Origin of the sequence: Mannheimia pernigra (assembly GCF_013377995.1) — a bacterium.
In the GTDB taxonomy this organism is placed as follows: domain Bacteria; phylum Pseudomonadota; class Gammaproteobacteria; order Enterobacterales; family Pasteurellaceae; genus Mannheimia; species Mannheimia pernigra.
In genome coordinates, this window is record NZ_CP055305.1 from 359,139 (window position 1) to 375,904 (window position 16,766).

Here is a 16,766-nt window from a genome sequence, read left to right on the forward strand (position 1 = left end):
AGTTAATTTAAATTAATTTATCGTTAGATTTGAAGATACGTACTTTTTTACCATCTTCAATTCTAAATCCTACACGGTCAGCTTTGTTAGTTTCAGAGTTAAAAATCGCAACATTTGAAGCATCAATCGCAGCTTCTTTTTTCACTAAACCGCCAGCTTTACCTAATGCAGGAACTGGTTTCTCGTGTTTAGTTACGATGTTGATACCCTCAACAAAAACTTTACCATTTGGTAAGACTTTAGTTACCTTACCACGTTTGCCCTTATCTTTACCAGTAAGAACAATTACTTCATCGTTTTGACGGATTTTTGCAGCCATTACATTCTCCTTATAGTACTTCTGGAGCTAAAGAGATGATTTTCATAAACTTCTCAGAACGAAGTTCACGAGTCACCGGTCCAAAAATACGAGTACCGATTGGTTGCTCAGTGTTATTGTTCAAAATCACACAAGCATTGCCATCGAAACGAATAACTGCGCCATCTGGGCGACGAACACCCTTCTTGGTGCGCACAACAACTGCCTTTAACACATCACCTTTTTTTACTTTACCGCGTGGAATTGCTTCTTTTACAGTAACTTTGATAATGTCGCCAATTGCAGCGTAACGACGGTGCGATCCACCTAGAACCTTGATACACATTACGCTACGAGCCCCTGAGTTATCAGCAACATCCAGCATAGTCTGTTCTTGGATCATATTAGTGCTCCGTTAAAATAAAAAAACACCCTTTCGGGACGAACCTGTCCTCAAATATGAACAGGTCGCAGAATATACCATAACATACAATAAGAAATCAAGGCAATTTTCACTTTTTCAGTATTGCAAAAAATGGAAAAAATAGGACCGCTTGTAGTTTAGCAAGCGGTCCAAATTTTATGTTTTTTACCAAACCGAAGTTCGGTTTTATCTAAAACGAAACGCCAAGGTTCAGTATAAAGTTGCGGCCCATTTGTGGCACATACGGTAAATAAGAGTTGTGAATATACACTTTCTGATTTAACAAGTTGTTAATATTCAACGTTGCACTGTATTCAATATCACTGATTTTACGTTGATAATTCACCGCTATATTCACCAAGTGGTAGCCTTTAGTCACATCCTCTGGCACTTTTTCTACATAGTAACCGTCATAACCAAGCCCACCTGATGCCTCACGTCTTTTTTCCGCTTCCTCTTGGGCAATCGGTTTAATCACGCTGTTAATTGAAACACGTTTTTGTGCAAACATTCGGGTGTATTCGAACGAGCCTGACCAGTTCTGATTAAATTGACTTTTGAGTCGAAAACCTAACCGCATCGGTGGTACACGGGCGGCATTACGGTTAGGGCGCTCAAGCGTTTCTACGCCAACTTGAGTATAATCGCACTCTTCTTCATCCCATTCGTTGATAAAGCAGTTTTTCGCATACTTTTTATTACCATAGAAGGTTTTAAAACCGAACAATCTCCCATTCACATAGTCGCCAAACAAGGAAATTTTGTGCTTTTCTGTCACCTGATAGCCAATTTCACCTTCAAATCCGTGGAATTTGGCTTGAGATTGATTGTAACGACGCATAAACAAGTTGCCTTCTCGGTGTAGGTTTTCGTTGTGAATATAATTTTTAAAGCGTTGATAATACGCACTCACTTTAAAATCCCATTTGTCCGAGAAGTGTATTAATCCCACTTCTGCATTATTAGAACGTTCTTTTTTCAGATCTCGATTGCCGTATTCAAAGGAGTTGGTCGCAAGATGTTTGCCATGATAATAGAGCTCCATTGGTGCTGGCATTCTTTCATTATGAGAACCCGTGACAGATAAACGGTAATCGGGATGAAAATCCCACATAATCGTACCTGAATAAGAGAGTGCATTTTCCTTATAGATCGACAAATCTGGCTGGCGAGCCCTATCATTCAATCGTAGCTTTTCTTTATTGTAGCTAATTGGGATAGATTGTTTTTCCCAACGTGCACCAGCCTCAAAGATAAAATTCCCGATTGCCACCTGCTCTAAAATAAACAAACTCAGCTGTTTATTCGTATTTACCACTAAAGGATTACGTTCAGATTCTTTACGCTCCCCACTTAAATCTTTATCATCTTTATCGGCACTCGTCGATAAACGAGACGAACTGCTTTTCTGCGTTTGATACTGAATGCCAAGCACACCATTCGAATACTCCGTTGGCTGGTGGTAAAATTCTAGCCTGCTATTAAAACCACGATTAAAATAAAACGCTTCTGGCTTACCTGCCATCCGTGCTGCAGTATATTTCTTACTCTCTTTTATTGCACCAGTATCACCTGAGGTTATGTGTGCTTTGCCATCATGCTTTTCATCGTGATAATAATCCGCGTAAGTGAGAGACAATTTCAACTTGCTGATACCAGGAAATGGATCTTTCATCTCGCCACGAAGATCGTAGCGCTTAGAACGCATATCTATAACTGGACCAGCAGAACTAACATCGTGCTGATGTCCATAAACATTACTATGGCTATGTGCACCGCCATTCAAATCTGTTCCACAGTGGAAATGAAGAGAATCATTCACATCTTTGTCAGTCATTAAATGTGGGTAAGCATTTAAATAAGGTGCATCACCACCAGAAGTAACCGCATTTAAATTTGAAGCATCAAATAAATGCCCAGAGCAATAATCAAACGCGTGATTATGCCCTGGAATACCGTAATGATCCTGCCGATAACTAACTGAGGCTCCTAGATACCCCCTGCTACCAATCCAACTTGCCCCGAATGTACCCACATTGGATTTATTATGACTATCTGGTAAATAGTTTAGCTTTCTACCAATATAGACTTCTGGCACATGATAGTTACCCGATTTCCGAGTCAATCCTTCCGCACGAATTAAGAAATTCTCCCCCGCAGATAACGTTACACCTGCATTTAGTAAACGCTCTTTACTTGCCGTATCAAAACGGGAGATCACCTCTCCCTCATAGCCTTTTTCAGGACGATAGGTAGGAATTCGTTTATCAATAATATTCACTACACCCGCAGGAGAAGCCATACCATACATAAGAGTTGAAGTACCTCGTACTAAATCTACCTGCTGTGCCAAAAGAGTATCTACCACCACAGTATGATCTGGCGAAATATTCGACATATCAACAATATCCGATCCATTTTGTAACAATTTTATTCTCACACCATCTTGTCCACGAATGACAGGGGCACTTGCTCCGCCACCAAATGGATTAGAGTGAACGCCTAACTCTCCAGCTAGAGCATTACCTAATGTGGCAGAGCGAGATTTAAATACTTTCCCCTCAATTGTCACATCACTAGCTTTACGGCCTTGCGTAAAAGCAAGGGATTGGAAATCAGGTACCACGCTGGAAGAGACCACAACTTCATCAAGCAAAGCCTCTTTTTCCGCATACGCAAACTGACAACAACTTGATACCGCAACCGCAAATAAACTCTTTTTAAAATGAAACTTCTGCATTTTATTCCCATAAAAAATTTAAGGCTAAGGCGGGTATTCTGTATAATTACATCAACATTGTCAATAACCATTATTTTTATATGGTGATAAAACTAAACAAGCGGTTGAATTTCACTAATTTTTTGCAAAAAATTAGAGGAAATAGACCGCTTGCATCAAACAAAAATCTGGAAGTAGCTGTAGAATAAATAAAAAGCCCTACATCTCTGTAGGGCTTTTGTGGGTTTATTGATTAAGCCTGTGCTTTCTCAACAACACGAACTAATGTGTGTGATTTAGTTTTAGAGAGTGGCCGACACTCTTTAATTTCAACTACATCACCTAATTGTGCTTCATTTTTTTCATCGTGTACGTGTAATTTAGTAGTACGACGGATAAACTTACCATATAAAGGATGTTTAACTGTACGTTCGATAGCAATTACAAATGATTTATCCATTTTATCGCTAACCACTTTACCTTGTACTGTACGAATTTTATCAGTCATTATTCACCCGCCTTTTCGGTTAATACAGTTTTAACTTGTGCAATACTGCGACGCACTTGTTTTAACTGGTGGGTTTGTTGAAGCTGACCGGTGGCTGCTTGCATACGCAATTTGAATTGTTCACCTAAAAGGTTCACTAACTCACCATTCAGCTCTTCAACACTTTTATTACGTAGTTCTTGAGCTTTCATTACATCACCGTTTTAGTTACAAATGTGGTTTTGAACGGAAGTTTTGCTGCTGCTAATGCAAAAGCATTACGAGCAACTTCTTCAGAAACACCATCCATTTCATAGAGAACTTTACCCGGTTGGATTAAGGCTACCCAGTACTCAACGTTACCTTTACCTTTACCCATACGGACTTCTAATGGTTTTTCAGTGATTGGTTTATCTGGGAACACACGGATCCAGATTTTACCTTGACGTTTAACTGCACGGCTCATTGCACGACGTGCTGCTTCAATTTGACGAGCTGTTAAACGGCCACGACCAATTGCTTTTAAACCAAATGAACCGAAGCTCACTTCTGTACCGCCCGCAATACCACGGTTACGGCCTTTGTGTACTTTACGGAATTTTGTGCGTTTTGGTTGTAACATTCAGTGATCTCCTTATTTACGACCTTTGCGAGCAGGCTTTTTAGGCTGTGCCGCTGGTTCTTTTTCAGATTTAATCACTGCAGCCATTCCACCAAGAATCTCACCTTTGAAGATCCACACTTTAACGCCAATTACGCCGTATGTTGTGTGTGCTTCAGCAGTGTTATAATCGATGTCTGCACGAAGTGTATGTAGAGGTACACGACCTTCACGATACCATTCTGAGCGAGCAATTTCTGCACCACCTAAACGACCGCTAACTTCAACTTTGATACCTTTAGCACCTAATTTCATTGCATTTTGAACCGCTTTTTTCATTGCACGGCGGAACATAACACGACGCTCTAGCTGAGAAGCGATACTATCTGCTACCAATTTAGCATCTAGCTCTGGTTTTTTCACTTCAGCGATGTTAATTTGTGCTGGAACGCCTGCAATTTTTGCTACTGCGTTACGTAATTTTTCAACATCTTCGCCTTTTTTACCGATAACGATACCAGGACGCGCTGTATGAATAGTTACACGAATGCTTTTCGCAGGACGTTCAATAGTGATACGTGATACTGAAGCGTTCGCTAACTCTTTATTTAAGAATTTACGTACGTTGAAATCGCTTTCCAAATTGTCAGCGAAATCTTGTGTATTCGCGAACCAAGTAGAGTTCCAAGGCTTAACAATGCCTAGGCGAATACCATTAGGATGTACTTTTTGACCCATTTGTTATTCTCCACTTAATTAACGATCTGATACAACCACAGTAATGTGGCTTGTACGTTTTAAAATACGATCTGCACGACCTTTAGCACGTGGCATTACACGTTTCATGCTTGGACCTTCATCAACGAAGATTTTAGCAACTTTAAGATCATCGACATCTGCACCGTCATTGTGCTCTGCGTTTGCAATAGCAGATTCTAAAACTTTCTTAACTAGCGTTGCCGCTTTTTTGTTAGTAAAAGTTAAGATTTCTAATGCTTGCGCAACTTTTTTACCACGGATCAAGTCAGCAACTAAGCGAGCTTTCTGGGCAGAAGTACGAGCGTAACGATGTTTAGCAATAGTTTCCATCTTTTACCTCTTATTTCTTAGCTTTCTTATCTGCGGCATGACCGCGGTATGTACGAGTCGGGGCAAATTCACCTAATTTATGACCGATCATTTCATCGGAAACATAAACAGGAACGTGCTGACGACCATTATGGACTGCGATGGTCAATCCAATCATTGATGGAATGATCATTGAACGACGGGACCAAGTTTTGATTGGTTTTTTATCCCCGCTTTCCACCGCCTTCTCTACCTTCTTCAACAAGTGTAGGTCAAGGAAAGGACCTTTCTTGAGGGAACGTGGCATTGGTGTTTACCTTTTAGTTAATGAATAAAATTATTTGCCACGACGACGCACGATGAATTTATCAGTACGTTTGTTGTGACGAGTTTTCTTACCTTTGGTCTGAACGCCCCAAGGAGTAACTGGGTGTTTACCAAAGTTACGACCTTCACCACCACCGTGTGGGTGGTCTACTGGGTTCATCGCAGTACCACGAACAGTTGGACGAATACCTCTCCAACGGTTTGCACCTGCTTTACCAAGAACACGAAGCATATGCTCTGAGTTACCTACTTCACCAATGGTTGCAGTACACTCAGCTAAAACTTTACGCATTTCGCCTGAACGAAGACGTAAAGTGACATAATTACCTTCACGAGCGATAATTTGTACGTATGCACCAGCAGAACGAGCAATTTGACCGCCCTTACCTGGTTTTAATTCCACATTATGAACAGTTGAACCAACAGGAATATTACGCATAGGTAATGCATTACCTACTTTAATCGGTGCTGAAGCACCCGCTTGAATCGAATCACCTGCAGATAAACCTTTAGGTGCTAAGATGTAACGGCGTTCACCATCTTTATAAAGAACTAATGCGATATTCGCAGAACGATTTGGATCGTATTCTAAACGCTCAACAACACCCGGAATGTCTAATTTATTACGTTTAAAATCTATTAAACGGTAGTGTTGTTTATGACCGCCACCAATATGACGAGTCGTAATACGACCTAAATTGTTACGACCACCAGTTTTAGATTTAGTATCTAAAAGCGCTGCAAAAGGTTTACCTTTGTGTAGTTCATTGTTCACAACTTTAACTACGTGACGACGACCAGCGGAGGTCGGCTTACATTTAACGATAGCCATTTATATTATCTCCTCTGATTATTCTGCCGCACCTTCAACGAAGTCAAGAGATTGACCTTCTTGAAGAGTTACATAAGCTTTTTTCCAGTCACTACGACGACCAACTTTAGCACCACGGCGTTTAGTTTTACCTTTAACAACCACTGTGCGTACAGAATCTACTTTTACTTCAAAAAGTTGTTCAACTGCGTTTGCAATTTCAACTTTATTTGCATCTAATGCAACTTTGAATACGATAGTATTGCCTTTTTCTGCATTGTTTGTCGCTTTTTCAGAGATATGTGGTGCTTTTAACACATTTAGCAAACGTTCTTGTTGAATCATGCTAACATCTCCTCAATTTGTTTCACTGCATCTACAGTCACAACTACTTTATCAAAAGCAATTAAGCTAACTGGGTCGATACCTTGAACATCACGTACATCAACCTTATATAAGTTGCGTGCTGCTAAGAATAGGTTTTCATCTACATTTGCAGTGATGATAAGAGCGTCAGTTAACGCCATATCTTTTAATTTTTGTGCTAATACTTTAGTTTTTGGTGAATCAATTTCGAATTTTTCAACAACCACTAAACGGTCTTGACGAACTAATTCAGAAAGAATACTTTTGATTGCACCACGGTACATTTTTTTGTTTACTTTTTGGCTGTGATCTTGTGGTTTCGCAGCAAAAGTCACACCACCTGAACGCCAAATTGGTGATTTGATATCACCAGAACGTGCACGGCCTGTACCTTTTTGACGCCAAGGTTTTTTACCTGAACCAGACACTTCAGCACGAGTTTTTTGAGCTCGCGAACCCTGACGAGCACCTGCTGCATACGCAACAACTACTTGATGGATTAACGCCTCGTTAAACTCACGTCCGAAGGTAGTTTCAGAAACAGTTAGTGCATTTGCACCTACAACTTGTAATTCCATCTCTATCTCCTAGACTTATGCTTTAACAGCTGGTTTCACGATAACATCACTATTAGTTGCGCCTGGAACAGCTCCTTTAACTAATAATAATTTACGCTCAGCATCTACACGAACAACCTCAAGTGATTGAACTGTTACACGCTCAGCACCTAAGTGTCCTGCCATTTTTTTACCTTTAAACACACGACCTGGAGTTTGGTTTTGACCAATAGAACCAAGTACACGATGTGATAAAGAGTTACCGTGTGTAGCATCTTGAGTACGGAAATTCCAGCGTTTAACACCACCTTGGAAACCCTTACCTTTTGATGTACCTGTAACATCTACTTTTTTAACATCTGTGAAGATGTCAACATTGATTTCTTGACCTAAAGTGAATTCTTCACCTTCAGTACGAAATTCCCATAAACCGCGTCCAGCTTCAACACCTGCTTTCACGAAATGGCCTGCTTCTGGCTTAGTTACACGGCTAGCTTTTTTAGTGCCAGTAGTAACTTGAATTGCAGAGTAGCCATCGTTTTCAAGGGTTTTAACTTGAGTAACACGGTTGGCTTCGATTTCGATAACGGTAACTGGAATAGACACGCCGTCTTCAGTGAAAACGCGGGTCATACCAACTTTACGACCGATTAAACCAATCATTGTAATAACCTCTTAAAATTCCCAATTAACCTAGACTAATCTGAACATCAACGCCAGCAGCTAGATCTAAACGCATTAATGCATCAACAGTTTTTTCTGTTGGTTCAACAATATCAACTAAACGTTTGTGAGTACGGATTTCATATTGGTCACGTGCATCTTTGTTCACGTGTGGAGAAATCAATACAGTGAAACGTTCTTTACGAGTTGGTAAAGGAATTGGACCACGAACTTGTGCACCAGTACGTTTAGCTGTTTCTACGATCTCCGCAGTAGATTGATCAATTAAACGGTGATCAAATGCTTTTAAGCGGATACGGATTCTTTGGTTCTGCATTAGACCAGAGCTCCAATTAAAAAATTTAGCTAATAAAAAACTAAACTACCAGCTTAATAATAAAAATATTAAGGGAGCTTAGTTAAACCTATTTAGTTCCAAGATTAGGAACATTGTATACATTACAATATCTGTAATGCCATTTGATAAATGATTACACCAAATGCCTTTAGTGACCTAAAGTTTGCTTATAATAGTCTTTTCATTGTATTTATGCAAGTAATTTTTTCTATTTATGGTCAAATAAGCAAACATTCTAAGATACATAATATCCGAACTGCTTCATTTGAATTAACTCAAACAAAAGCTATTTTCACATTTTTTATAAAAACTTTTCGAGCAACTTCACAAATCTAAAAAATCCCTATTGAAATTTTATTTATAACAGTATTTATTGTTAATAAAACCCATAATCACATAACTTAAATCGGAGTACGCGTATGAAAACAGTTAATGAAATCAGACAAGAAATCGCACCTGTATTTGAACCTGTTCTTGGAGAGTTTCGGATAAAAACTTACTTCTCTTATTATGCCATTTTTAAGCATAATCTGATGATTGCATTATATCAAAATGGAACAACTTACTTACGTATTTCTCGAAACGATATGCAATCTATTACTCTTCATCCTGAAACCTATAATCTATCTGATGACAAAATAGGGCTACAAAGCAAAAAATTCTATTTTATTCCAAATACTATTTTAACTAACACATCGCAATTTAGATCACTCGTCCAATCTACACTAGACGAGCTACAATCTGAAAAACAAAAAATAGATAACAAACGTTCCACACAAATTCGTACTCTGCCTAATATGAACCTAAAATTAGAGAGAATGCTGAAAAAAGTAGGAATCCATTCAATACAAGACTTTTCTGAAACTGGCTATATTTCAACATTTATTAAACTAATTATGCAAGGTTTCGATGCAACTGAGGATTTACTATTTAAATTAAATGGTGCATTAAATCATCAATATATTTATACCTTCACCATTCAGCAGAAAAAAGAATTACTACAGGAAGCCAATGAAGCTTTATATGCCTCTGGCTTAAGAAAAAAATTTAATACCGCCATTTAAAATGGTGTGATCCAAATCATAAAATAATAAAAAACCTATAAGGAATAATATTTGGCTGTTCCTTTCCTTTTCCATTCTATGCTAGTATCACGTTAATACCTCTAAATCATTAGGATACTGATTTTTAACTTATCTAAACATTAGGAGTAAATCATGGAATTCCGTATCGAAAAAGACACAATGGGCGAAGTCCAAGTCCCCGCTAATAAATATTGGGCGGCACAAACCGAGCGTTCTCGTAATAATTTCAAAATTGGCGAAGAAGGATCGATGCCAACTGAAATCATTGAAGCCTTTGGTTATTTAAAAAAAGCAGCAGCCTACGCTAACCACGACTTAGGTGTATTAGCGGTCGAAAAACGAGATTTAATTGCAAAAGCCTGTGATGAAATTTTAGCTAATGAATTAAAAGATGAATTCCCGCTTGTCATCTGGCAAACAGGGTCGGGCACACAATCAAATATGAATGTCAATGAGGTCATAGCAAACCGTGCACATGTGCTAAATGGCGGTAAACTTGGTGAGAAATCAATCATTCACCCAAACGACGATGTAAACAAATCTCAATCCTCTAACGACACCTACCCAACTGCTATGCATATTGCTGCATATAAAAAAGTGGTAGAACATACCCTCCCTTGCGTGAAACGCTTACAAAAAACCTTATCAGAAAAAGCGGAAGCATTCAAAAATGTAGTAAAAATTGGGCGTACTCACCTAATGGATGCCACTCCACTCACACTTGGTCAAGAGTTCTCGGCGTATGCCGCACAATTAGCTTTTGGTATCAAAGCATTAGAAAATACTCTACCACACTTATCTGAATTGGCATTAGGTGGTACAGCCGTTGGTACTGGATTGAACACGCCAAAAGGCTACGATATAAAAGTTGCTGAATATATCGCTCAATTCACTCGCCTGCCATTCGTGACCGCACAAAACAAATTTGAAGCCTTAGCTAGCCACGATGCCGTTGTTGAAACTCACGGTGCATTAAAACAGCTTGCGGTTTCTCTCTACAAAATAGCGAATGATGTACGTTTGTTAGCCTCAGGCCCCCGTTCAGGTATTGGCGAAATACTCATTCCTGAGAATGAACCTGGTTCATCAATAATGCCAGGTAAAGTAAACCCAACTCAATGCGAAGCAATGACAATGGTCTGTGCCCAAGTGTTAGGTAATGATGTCACCATCTCATTTGCAGGCACACAAGGTCATTTCCAACTGAATGTATATAAACCAGTGATGGCTTATAACTTCCTGCAATCAGCTCAACTACTTGGTGATGCGTGCGTATCATTTGACGAACATTGTGCAGCTGGTATTAATCCAAACTATCCTCGCATTAAACAGCAACTCGATCAATCATTAATGCTAGTTACTGCATTAAATACTCATATCGGTTACGAAAATGCTGCCAAGATTGCGAAAACTGCCCATAAAAATGGCACTACCTTAAAAGAAGAAGCAATTAACTTAGGCTTAATAACGGCTGAACAATTCGATGAATGGGTACGCCCAAAAGATATGGTTGGCAGCTTAAAATAAATTCAACGCGAAATAACGTGACTGGCACCTCAATTTCCTCTTCAGATTGAGGTGTAATTTTTTATAGATAGGGTGATTATTTTGTTTTAGAATGGAACACCTTTTTTAAATGGAACAACTAATGAAAAAATTACTGCTAATCACTTTAGTGACCACTTTAGGCTTAAGTGCCTGCGGCGTAAAAGGCCCGCTTTACTTCCCTGAGCAAGCACCTAAACACGAACAAAAATAATATTTGCAAGCGGTCGCTTTTTGATTAAATTTTGCAAAAGCGATGCTTTTTGTGACCGCTTGTACTCTTTCTTTAAAAATCCTCAAGCACAACGGAATTTCAATGAACCATTTTGAATATAAAAATAACCAACTTTTTGCTGAAGATGTTGCAGTTAACGAGATCATCAAACAATATGGCACGCCTGCTTACATCTACTCTCGAGCTACACTTGAACGTCACTGGCACGCTTTTAATAATGCCTTTGGCACACATCCACACTTAGTTTGTTTTGCGGTTAAATCAAACTCAAATATTGCATTGCTTAATATAATGGCAAGATCGGGGTCAGGATTTGATATTGTTTCGCAAGGCGAATTAGAACGCGTGCTAGCTGCAGGTGGCGACCCTGCAAAAGTCGTTTTTTCTGGGGTGGCAAAATCACATACGGAAATTCAGCGCGCCTTAGAAGTCGGCATTCGTTGTTTTAATATCGAATCGATTTCAGAACTTCATCGCATCAACGCTGTTGCTGGCAAATTAGGTAAAATCGCACCGATTTCTTTACGCGTAAACCCAGATGTAGATGCTCACACTCACCCCTATATTTCAACAGGATTAAAGGAGAACAAATTTGGCGTAAGCGTCACCCAAGCTCGGGAAGTATATCGTTTGGCTAAAACATTATCGAACGTAAAAATTACAGGAATGGATTGCCATATTGGCTCACAATTAACCGAGTTACAGCCATTCTTAGATGCCGCCGATCGGCTCATCATTCTAATGGAACAGCTTCGTGAAGACGGTATTGAACTACACCACTTAGACTTAGGGGGCGGCTTAGGTGTGCCTTATAATGGTGAAGAGCCACCACACCCAACAGAATATGCCAAAGCGTTATTGGAAAAGTTAAAAGACTACGAAAATCTAGAAATTATTATTGAGCCAGGTCGAGCTATTACTGCAAATGCAGGGATTTTAGTCACTAAAGTAGAATATTTAAAACAAAATGAAGATCGTAATTTTGCGATTGTTGATACAGGTATGAACGATATGATTCGCCCCGCCCTTTATGAAGCCTATATGCAAATTACTGAAGTGGATAAAACCCTTGATCGTCAAACTGACACTTATGACGTAGTAGGCCCAATCTGCGAAACCTCTGATTTTTTAGGCAAGCAAAGAGAACTTGCAATTGCAGAGGGTGATTTAATCGCAATGCGTTCAGCGGGTGCTTACGGTGCAGCAATGTCTTCTACCTACAACTCTCGCCCACAAGCCGTCGAAATTATGGTTGATGGCAATCAATCTCACTTAATCAAAGCCCGTGCGACTTACGCTGATTTATGGCGTTTGGAAAAATTATTACCTTAAGAGGAAATCAAAATGAAATTATATGGTTTAGTTGGCTCTTGCTCATTCGTACCACACGTTGCTTTAGAATGGGTAAAACTTCACACAAATCAAGACTACGAATTTCAAGCGGTAAATCGTAAATTTATTAAAACGCCAGCATTTTTGGCATTAAACCCACGAGGGGCAGTGCCACTTTTAATTGATGGCGATTTAGTACTTTCACAAAACCAAGCGATTGTTCACTATTTAGATGAACTCTATCCAGATGCTAAACTTTTTGGCAGCAAAACCGCACGCGATAAAGCGAAAGCCTCTCGCTGGTTAGCTTATTTTAACGCAGATGTACATAAATCCTTCGTGCCACTTTTCCGCTTACCCAATTATGCAGAAGGTAATGAAGCGTTAATTACCACGATTCGCCAGCAAGCCGCTGAACAGATATTAGAACAACTTGCGGTGGCAAACGAACATTTGGAAAGCCACATATTCTTTGGTGAGACAATTTCTGTTGCTGATGTCTATCTCTACATTATGCTTAACTGGTGTCGTCGTTTAGGCTTAGATTTCTCTCACCTTTCACAACTTTCTGCGTTTATGCAGCGAGTTGAAGCAGATAAAGGGGTAGATAACGTTCGTGAGCAAGAAGGATTGAAAGGCTAATTCTCGAATTACACATTTAAGACGGTAGATTTTATGTTAGAATCTACCGCCTTTTATTTTTAGGAATCACCATGTTAAACAAGATTTCAAATAGCTTGCTTGCACCTAGTGGGCTTGAATTATCTCACTTAAACCAAGTGTTAGATCACTTTTCAGGGCGTGATATTGATTACGCCGATCTCTATCTCCAACTCAGCCAAGACGAAAGCTGGAGCTTGGAAGATAGTATTATCAAAGAAGGGGGATTTTATATCGACAGAGGTTTTGGCGTGCGTGCTGTGTCAGGCGAAAAAACAGGCTTTGCGTATGCCGATCAAATCACACTCAAACAGCTAGAACAATGTGCACTGGCTGCTCGCTCTATCAGTCAAACAAGCGGTCAATTATTGGTAAAAAATTTCAAAAAAACGACCGCTTGTCCACGCTATGCTGCGGTCAATCCGCTAGACACCCTCAGCCGTGAACAGAAAGTGGAATTACTCCATTTGATTGATAAAACGGCTCGAATGGAAGATCCCCGCGTGATTCAAGTCAATGCAAACTTATCCGCAGTCTATGAAGAAATCTTAGTCGCAGCCACAGATGGCACCTTGGCTACCGATATACGCCCACTAGTACGATTATCCGTTTCTGTATTAGTAGAACAAAAGGGCAAACGTGAGCGAGGCTCCGCAGGTACAGGCGGACGTTTTGGCTTAAGATGGTTTTTAGAAAAGCAAGATACAACAGGTCTAAGCCGAGCAGAATCACTCGCAAAAGAGGCTGTGCGCCAAGCATTGGTTAATCTCACCGCAGCTCCTGCTCCATCAGGCACTATGCCAATTGTGCTTGGTGCAGGCTGGCCGGGCATTCTACTACACGAAGCAGTCGGACACGGCTTAGAAGGTGATTTTAACCGTAAAGAAGCTTCCCTCTTTAGTGGTAAAATAGGGCAAATGGTAACCTCAGAGCTTTGTACCATTGTAGATGACGGCACATTACTAGATATGCGAGGCTCTATCACCATTGATGACGAAGGGGTGCCATCACAACGCAATGTGTTGATTGAAAACGGCATTCTTAAAGGCTATATGCAAGACAAACTCAACGCACGCTTAATGGGCGTTGCACCCACGGGCAATGGCAGACGAGAATCTTACGCTCATTTACCGATGCCAAGAATGACCAACACCTACCTCACCGAAGGCAATCACGAATTTGAAGAGATGATCGAATCGGTCGAATACGGCTTATACGCCCCACACTTTAGCGGCGGACAAGTTGATATCACCTCTGGCAAATTTGTGTTCTCCACCGCCGAAGCCTACTTAATTGAAAAAGGCAAAATCACCAAACCAGTTACGGGAGCGACCCTGATTGGCAGCGGTATTGAAGCAATGCAACAAGTTTCAATGGTTGGCAAAAAAATGGAACTCGATCCTGGAATTGGCACCTGCGGCAAAGAAGGGCAATCCGTGCCAGTAGGCGTCGGGCAACCTACCGTGAAATTAGATAAGATTACGGTGGGCGGTCGTGGATAACTATATTTCAATTTGCAAAATTTAGAGAAAATATTACCGCTTGATACCAATAAAAGGAAATAAAATGGCTTGGGTACAAATTCGTTTAAACAGCACAAACAAACAAGCTGAGGAAATCAGCGATTTTTTAACAGAGATTGGGGCAGTGTCTGTCACTTTTATGGACAGCCAAGACACACCGATTTTTGAACCGCTCCCAGGGGAAACTCGCTTATGGGGTAATACTGATGTAGTCGGCTTATTCGATGCAGAAACTGATATGAAAGCGATAGTGGAAGCGTTAATTATCAGCACACTGGTTACGCCTGATTTCAGCCATAAAATTGAGCAAATCGAAGACAAGGATTGGGAACGAGAGTGGATGGATAATTTCCATCCAATGCAATTTGGTAAACGCTTATGGATTTGCCCAAGCTGGCGTGAAGTGCCAGACCCAAATGCAGTGAATGTAATGCTCGACCCTGGTTTAGCCTTTGGTACTGGCACACACCCAACCACCTCACTTTGCTTACAATGGTTAGATGGTTTAGATCTAGAAGGAAAAACCGTGATCGACTTCGGTTGTGGCTCAGGTATTTTAGCAATTGCTGCACTTAAACTCGGTGCAAAACAAGCAATCGGAATTGATATCGACCCTCAGGCAATCTTAGCTAGCCAAAATAATGCGGAAGCAAACGGTGTTTCAGAACGCTTGCAGCTCTTTTTAGCCAAAGATCAGCCAAAAGATTTACAAGCTGATGTCGTCGTGGCAAATATTTTGGCTGGCCCTTTAAAAGAGCTTGCACCTAACATTATTACCCTTGTAAAATCAAAGGGTAATTTAGGATTATCGGGCATTCTCTCTACACAAGCTGAATCCGTTTGCGAGGCTTATTCTAGTCACGTCAACCTTGACCCAGTAGTAGAAAAAGAAGAGTGGTGTAGAATTACGGGTAGAAAAATATTGTAAAATAACAAGAGCTTACTCTTCTTCAACATCTAAATCCGACATACAAAGCCATTATTTCCATCTAAAGATGGCATATAGAAACCGTTTTTCTCTATTCCATTTAAAGTATAGTTTTTAGGATTGTTTTCCTCTCTCTGTCAAGCGAAAGGAAATGCATTTGAAAAATAAAGATAACAAGCGGTATAAATTACCCATTTTTTGCACAATGCAGAAACGAAAAAGCCGACTGATGATTTCAGTCGGCTTTCTAAATAATGGCAGGGGCGGAGAGGCTCGAACTCCCAACACCCGGTTTTGGAGACCGGTGCTCTACCAATTGAACTACGCCCCTACTGGTATTACTTTTATAAGATTATAGGGGCTAAATAATTATTTGCCCCTTAATATAAATTGGCGGAACGGACGGGACTCGAACCCGCGACCCCCTGCGTGACAGGCAGGTATTCTAACCAGCTGAACTACCGCTCCTCAATACTTAAATTGATAATGCCCTACTCTCACATGGCGAATCACCACACTACCATCGGCGTTACTGCGTTTTACTTCTGAGTTCGGTATGGAGTCAGGTAGAGCCACAGCACTATGATTATCAATCAAATTCGGTTATTTCCTTAATTCTCTTATCTCTTTATCAAAAAAACTAAGGAAATAAATCCCGACGATGCCCTACTCTCACATGGCGAATCACCACACTACCATCGGCGTCACTGCGTTTTACTTCTGAGTTCGGTATGGAATCAGGTAGAACCACAGCACTATTGTCGTCGGGAAAATCTTGT

At 40.2% G+C, this 16,766-nt stretch carries 21 protein-coding genes, 2 tRNA genes and 2 rRNA genes; 7 read left to right on the forward strand and 18 right to left on the reverse strand.

Annotated features, from left to right (window positions below; all coding sequences use genetic code 11):
• Window positions 1–7: 7 nt before the first annotated feature.
• The 14 genes from rplX to rpsJ all read right to left on the reverse strand — a co-directional run bounded on the left by rplX (window position 8) and on the right by rpsJ (window position 8,658).
• Window positions 8–319, reverse strand: a complete 312-nt coding sequence (rplX, locus tag HV560_RS01755) for a 50S ribosomal protein L24 (protein WP_176807742.1) — start codon at window positions 317–319, stop codon at window positions 8–10.
• Window positions 320–329: 10 nt separating this feature from the next.
• The gene (rplN, locus tag HV560_RS01760; protein WP_005711998.1) at window positions 330–701 is read right to left on the reverse strand and encodes a 50S ribosomal protein L14; all 372 of its coding nucleotides are present in this window, start codon (window positions 699–701) and stop codon (window positions 330–332) included.
• Window positions 702–912: 211 nt separating this feature from the next.
• Window positions 913–3,462: a TonB-dependent receptor domain-containing protein gene (locus HV560_RS01765; protein ID WP_176812027.1), complete on the reverse strand. Its 2,550-nt coding sequence runs from the start codon at window positions 3,460–3,462 to the stop codon at window positions 913–915.
• Between the two features lie 232 nt (window positions 3,463–3,694).
• Entirely contained in the window at window positions 3,695–3,949 is a 255-nt protein-coding gene (gene rpsQ / locus HV560_RS01770) for a 30S ribosomal protein S17 (protein WP_159628734.1), read from the reverse strand.
• Entirely contained in the window at window positions 3,949–4,140 is a 192-nt protein-coding gene (gene rpmC / locus HV560_RS01775) for a 50S ribosomal protein L29 (RefSeq protein WP_005711179.1), read from the reverse strand. Before rpmC ends, rpsQ begins: the two co-directional genes overlap by 1 nt.
• Window positions 4,140–4,550 carry a 50S ribosomal protein L16 gene (rplP, locus tag HV560_RS01780; protein ID WP_006249357.1) on the reverse strand — a complete coding sequence of 137 codons (411 nt, stop codon included), beginning with the start codon at window positions 4,548–4,550 and terminating at the stop codon, window positions 4,140–4,142. Before rplP ends, rpmC begins: the two co-directional genes overlap by 1 nt.
• 12 nt (window positions 4,551–4,562) lie before the next feature.
• Window positions 4,563–5,267: a 30S ribosomal protein S3 gene (rpsC, locus tag HV560_RS01785; protein WP_159628735.1), complete on the reverse strand. Its 705-nt coding sequence runs from the start codon at window positions 5,265–5,267 to the stop codon at window positions 4,563–4,565.
• Window positions 5,268–5,285: 18 nt separating this feature from the next.
• The gene (gene rplV / locus HV560_RS01790) at window positions 5,286–5,618 is read right to left on the reverse strand and encodes a 50S ribosomal protein L22 (RefSeq protein WP_025236917.1); all 333 of its coding nucleotides are present in this window, start codon (window positions 5,616–5,618) and stop codon (window positions 5,286–5,288) included.
• 10 nt (window positions 5,619–5,628) lie between these two features.
• Window positions 5,629–5,904, reverse strand: a complete 276-nt coding sequence (gene rpsS / locus HV560_RS01795; protein WP_005539416.1) for a 30S ribosomal protein S19 — start codon at window positions 5,902–5,904, stop codon at window positions 5,629–5,631.
• Window positions 5,905–5,934: 30 nt separating this feature from the next.
• Complete coding sequence (gene rplB / locus HV560_RS01800; RefSeq protein ID WP_159628736.1) at window positions 5,935–6,756, reverse strand: 50S ribosomal protein L2; 822 nt, start codon at window positions 6,754–6,756, stop codon at window positions 5,935–5,937.
• 18 nt (window positions 6,757–6,774) lie between these two features.
• Window positions 6,775–7,080 carry a 50S ribosomal protein L23 gene (gene rplW / locus HV560_RS01805; RefSeq protein ID WP_025236919.1) on the reverse strand — a complete coding sequence of 102 codons (306 nt, stop codon included), beginning with the start codon at window positions 7,078–7,080 and terminating at the stop codon, window positions 6,775–6,777.
• Window positions 7,077–7,679, reverse strand: a complete 603-nt coding sequence (gene rplD / locus HV560_RS01810; RefSeq protein WP_159628738.1) for a 50S ribosomal protein L4 — start codon at window positions 7,677–7,679, stop codon at window positions 7,077–7,079. Before rplD ends, rplW begins: the two co-directional genes overlap by 4 nt.
• Before the next feature lie 15 nt (window positions 7,680–7,694).
• Window positions 7,695–8,321 (reverse strand): 50S ribosomal protein L3, encoded by a 627-nt coding sequence (rplC, locus tag HV560_RS01815; RefSeq protein ID WP_005706393.1) that lies wholly within the window; start codon window positions 8,319–8,321, stop codon window positions 7,695–7,697.
• A 25-nt stretch (window positions 8,322–8,346) separates the two neighbouring features.
• Window positions 8,347–8,658, reverse strand: coding sequence for a 30S ribosomal protein S10 (gene rpsJ, locus HV560_RS01820; protein WP_001181005.1), 312 nt, complete (start codon window positions 8,656–8,658; stop codon window positions 8,347–8,349).
• A 440-nt stretch (window positions 8,659–9,098) separates the two neighbouring features.
• Between rpsJ and HV560_RS01825 the strand changes: the two genes are divergently transcribed.
• From HV560_RS01825 to prmA, 7 genes are all read left to right on the forward strand, one after another.
• A complete protein-coding gene (locus tag HV560_RS01825; protein ID WP_159628740.1) occupies window positions 9,099–9,743 on the forward strand; it encodes a TfoX/Sxy family DNA transformation protein in 645 nt (214 codons plus the stop codon).
• Window positions 9,744–9,896: 153 nt separating this feature from the next.
• A complete protein-coding gene (gene fumC, locus HV560_RS01830) occupies window positions 9,897–11,291 on the forward strand; it encodes a class II fumarate hydratase (RefSeq protein WP_176812028.1) in 1,395 nt (464 codons plus the stop codon).
• A 121-nt stretch (window positions 11,292–11,412) separates the two neighbouring features.
• Window positions 11,413–11,523: an LPS translocon maturation chaperone LptM gene (lptM, locus tag HV560_RS01835; RefSeq protein WP_159628742.1), complete on the forward strand. Its 111-nt coding sequence runs from the start codon at window positions 11,413–11,415 to the stop codon at window positions 11,521–11,523.
• A 102-nt stretch (window positions 11,524–11,625) separates the two neighbouring features.
• Window positions 11,626–12,876 carry a diaminopimelate decarboxylase gene (lysA, locus tag HV560_RS01840; protein WP_176812029.1) on the forward strand — a complete coding sequence of 417 codons (1,251 nt, stop codon included), beginning with the start codon at window positions 11,626–11,628 and terminating at the stop codon, window positions 12,874–12,876.
• A gap of 12 nt (window positions 12,877–12,888) precedes the next feature.
• The gene (locus tag HV560_RS01845) at window positions 12,889–13,518 is read left to right on the forward strand and encodes a glutathione S-transferase family protein (protein WP_176812030.1); all 630 of its coding nucleotides are present in this window, start codon (window positions 12,889–12,891) and stop codon (window positions 13,516–13,518) included.
• Between the two features lie 71 nt (window positions 13,519–13,589).
• Window positions 13,590–15,038 (forward strand): metalloprotease TldD, encoded by a 1,449-nt coding sequence (tldD, locus tag HV560_RS01850; protein WP_176812031.1) that lies wholly within the window; start codon window positions 13,590–13,592, stop codon window positions 15,036–15,038.
• Window positions 15,039–15,102: 64 nt separating this feature from the next.
• Window positions 15,103–15,987 (forward strand): 50S ribosomal protein L11 methyltransferase, encoded by an 885-nt coding sequence (prmA, locus tag HV560_RS01855; RefSeq protein ID WP_176807749.1) that lies wholly within the window; start codon window positions 15,103–15,105, stop codon window positions 15,985–15,987.
• A 255-nt stretch (window positions 15,988–16,242) separates the two neighbouring features.
• Here prmA and HV560_RS01860 read toward each other — a convergent pair.
• The 4 genes from HV560_RS01860 to rrf (HV560_RS01875) form a co-directional block, all read right to left on the reverse strand.
• A tRNA-Trp gene (locus HV560_RS01860) sits at window positions 16,243–16,318 on the reverse strand.
• 60 nt (window positions 16,319–16,378) lie between these two features.
• Window positions 16,379–16,455 (reverse strand) — tRNA-Asp (locus tag HV560_RS01865).
• A 10-nt stretch (window positions 16,456–16,465) separates the two neighbouring features.
• Window positions 16,466–16,581 (reverse strand): 5S ribosomal RNA (gene rrf, locus HV560_RS01870).
• A 59-nt stretch (window positions 16,582–16,640) separates the two neighbouring features.
• Window positions 16,641–16,756: ribosomal RNA gene (gene rrf, locus HV560_RS01875) — 5S ribosomal RNA — on the reverse strand.
• Window positions 16,757–16,766 lie beyond the last annotated feature (10 nt).

Coding starts and splice junctions, on each gene's coding strand:
- HV560_RS01845 (WP_176812030.1), top strand. CDS start 12,889: ATGAAATTATATGGTTTAGTTGGCTCTTGCTCATTCGTACCACACGTT.
- rpsS (WP_005539416.1), bottom strand. CDS start 5,904: ATGCCACGTTCCCTCAAGAAAGGTCCTTTCCTTGACCTACACTTGTTG.
- rplD (WP_159628738.1), bottom strand. CDS start 7,679: ATGGAATTACAAGTTGTAGGTGCAAATGCACTAACTGTTTCTGAAACT.
- rplW (WP_025236919.1), bottom strand. CDS start 7,080: ATGATTCAACAAGAACGTTTGCTAAATGTGTTAAAAGCACCACATATC.
- rplP (WP_006249357.1), bottom strand. CDS start 4,550: ATGTTACAACCAAAACGCACAAAATTCCGTAAAGTACACAAAGGCCGT.
- HV560_RS01765 (WP_176812027.1), bottom strand. CDS start 3,462: ATGCAGAAGTTTCATTTTAAAAAGAGTTTATTTGCGGTTGCGGTATCA.
- HV560_RS01825 (WP_159628740.1), top strand. CDS start 9,099: ATGAAAACAGTTAATGAAATCAGACAAGAAATCGCACCTGTATTTGAA.
- rplX (WP_176807742.1), bottom strand. CDS start 319: ATGGCTGCAAAAATCCGTCAAAACGATGAAGTAATTGTTCTTACTGGT.
- fumC (WP_176812028.1), top strand. CDS start 9,897: ATGGAATTCCGTATCGAAAAAGACACAATGGGCGAAGTCCAAGTCCCC.
- rpmC (WP_005711179.1), bottom strand. CDS start 4,140: ATGAAAGCTCAAGAACTACGTAATAAAAGTGTTGAAGAGCTGAATGGT.
- rpsJ (WP_001181005.1), bottom strand. CDS start 8,658: ATGCAGAACCAAAGAATCCGTATCCGCTTAAAAGCATTTGATCACCGT.
- lptM (WP_159628742.1), top strand. CDS start 11,413: ATGAAAAAATTACTGCTAATCACTTTAGTGACCACTTTAGGCTTAAGT.
- rpsC (WP_159628735.1), bottom strand. CDS start 5,267: ATGGGTCAAAAAGTACATCCTAATGGTATTCGCCTAGGCATTGTTAAG.
- rplC (WP_005706393.1), bottom strand. CDS start 8,321: ATGATTGGTTTAATCGGTCGTAAAGTTGGTATGACCCGCGTTTTCACT.
- rplB (WP_159628736.1), bottom strand. CDS start 6,756: ATGGCTATCGTTAAATGTAAGCCGACCTCCGCTGGTCGTCGTCACGTA.
- prmA (WP_176807749.1), top strand. CDS start 15,103: ATGGCTTGGGTACAAATTCGTTTAAACAGCACAAACAAACAAGCTGAG.
- rpsQ (WP_159628734.1), bottom strand. CDS start 3,949: ATGACTGATAAAATTCGTACAGTACAAGGTAAAGTGGTTAGCGATAAA.
- rplV (WP_025236917.1), bottom strand. CDS start 5,618: ATGGAAACTATTGCTAAACATCGTTACGCTCGTACTTCTGCCCAGAAA.
- tldD (WP_176812031.1), top strand. CDS start 13,590: ATGTTAAACAAGATTTCAAATAGCTTGCTTGCACCTAGTGGGCTTGAA.
- lysA (WP_176812029.1), top strand. CDS start 11,626: ATGAACCATTTTGAATATAAAAATAACCAACTTTTTGCTGAAGATGTT.
- rplN (WP_005711998.1), bottom strand. CDS start 701: ATGATCCAAGAACAGACTATGCTGGATGTTGCTGATAACTCAGGGGCT.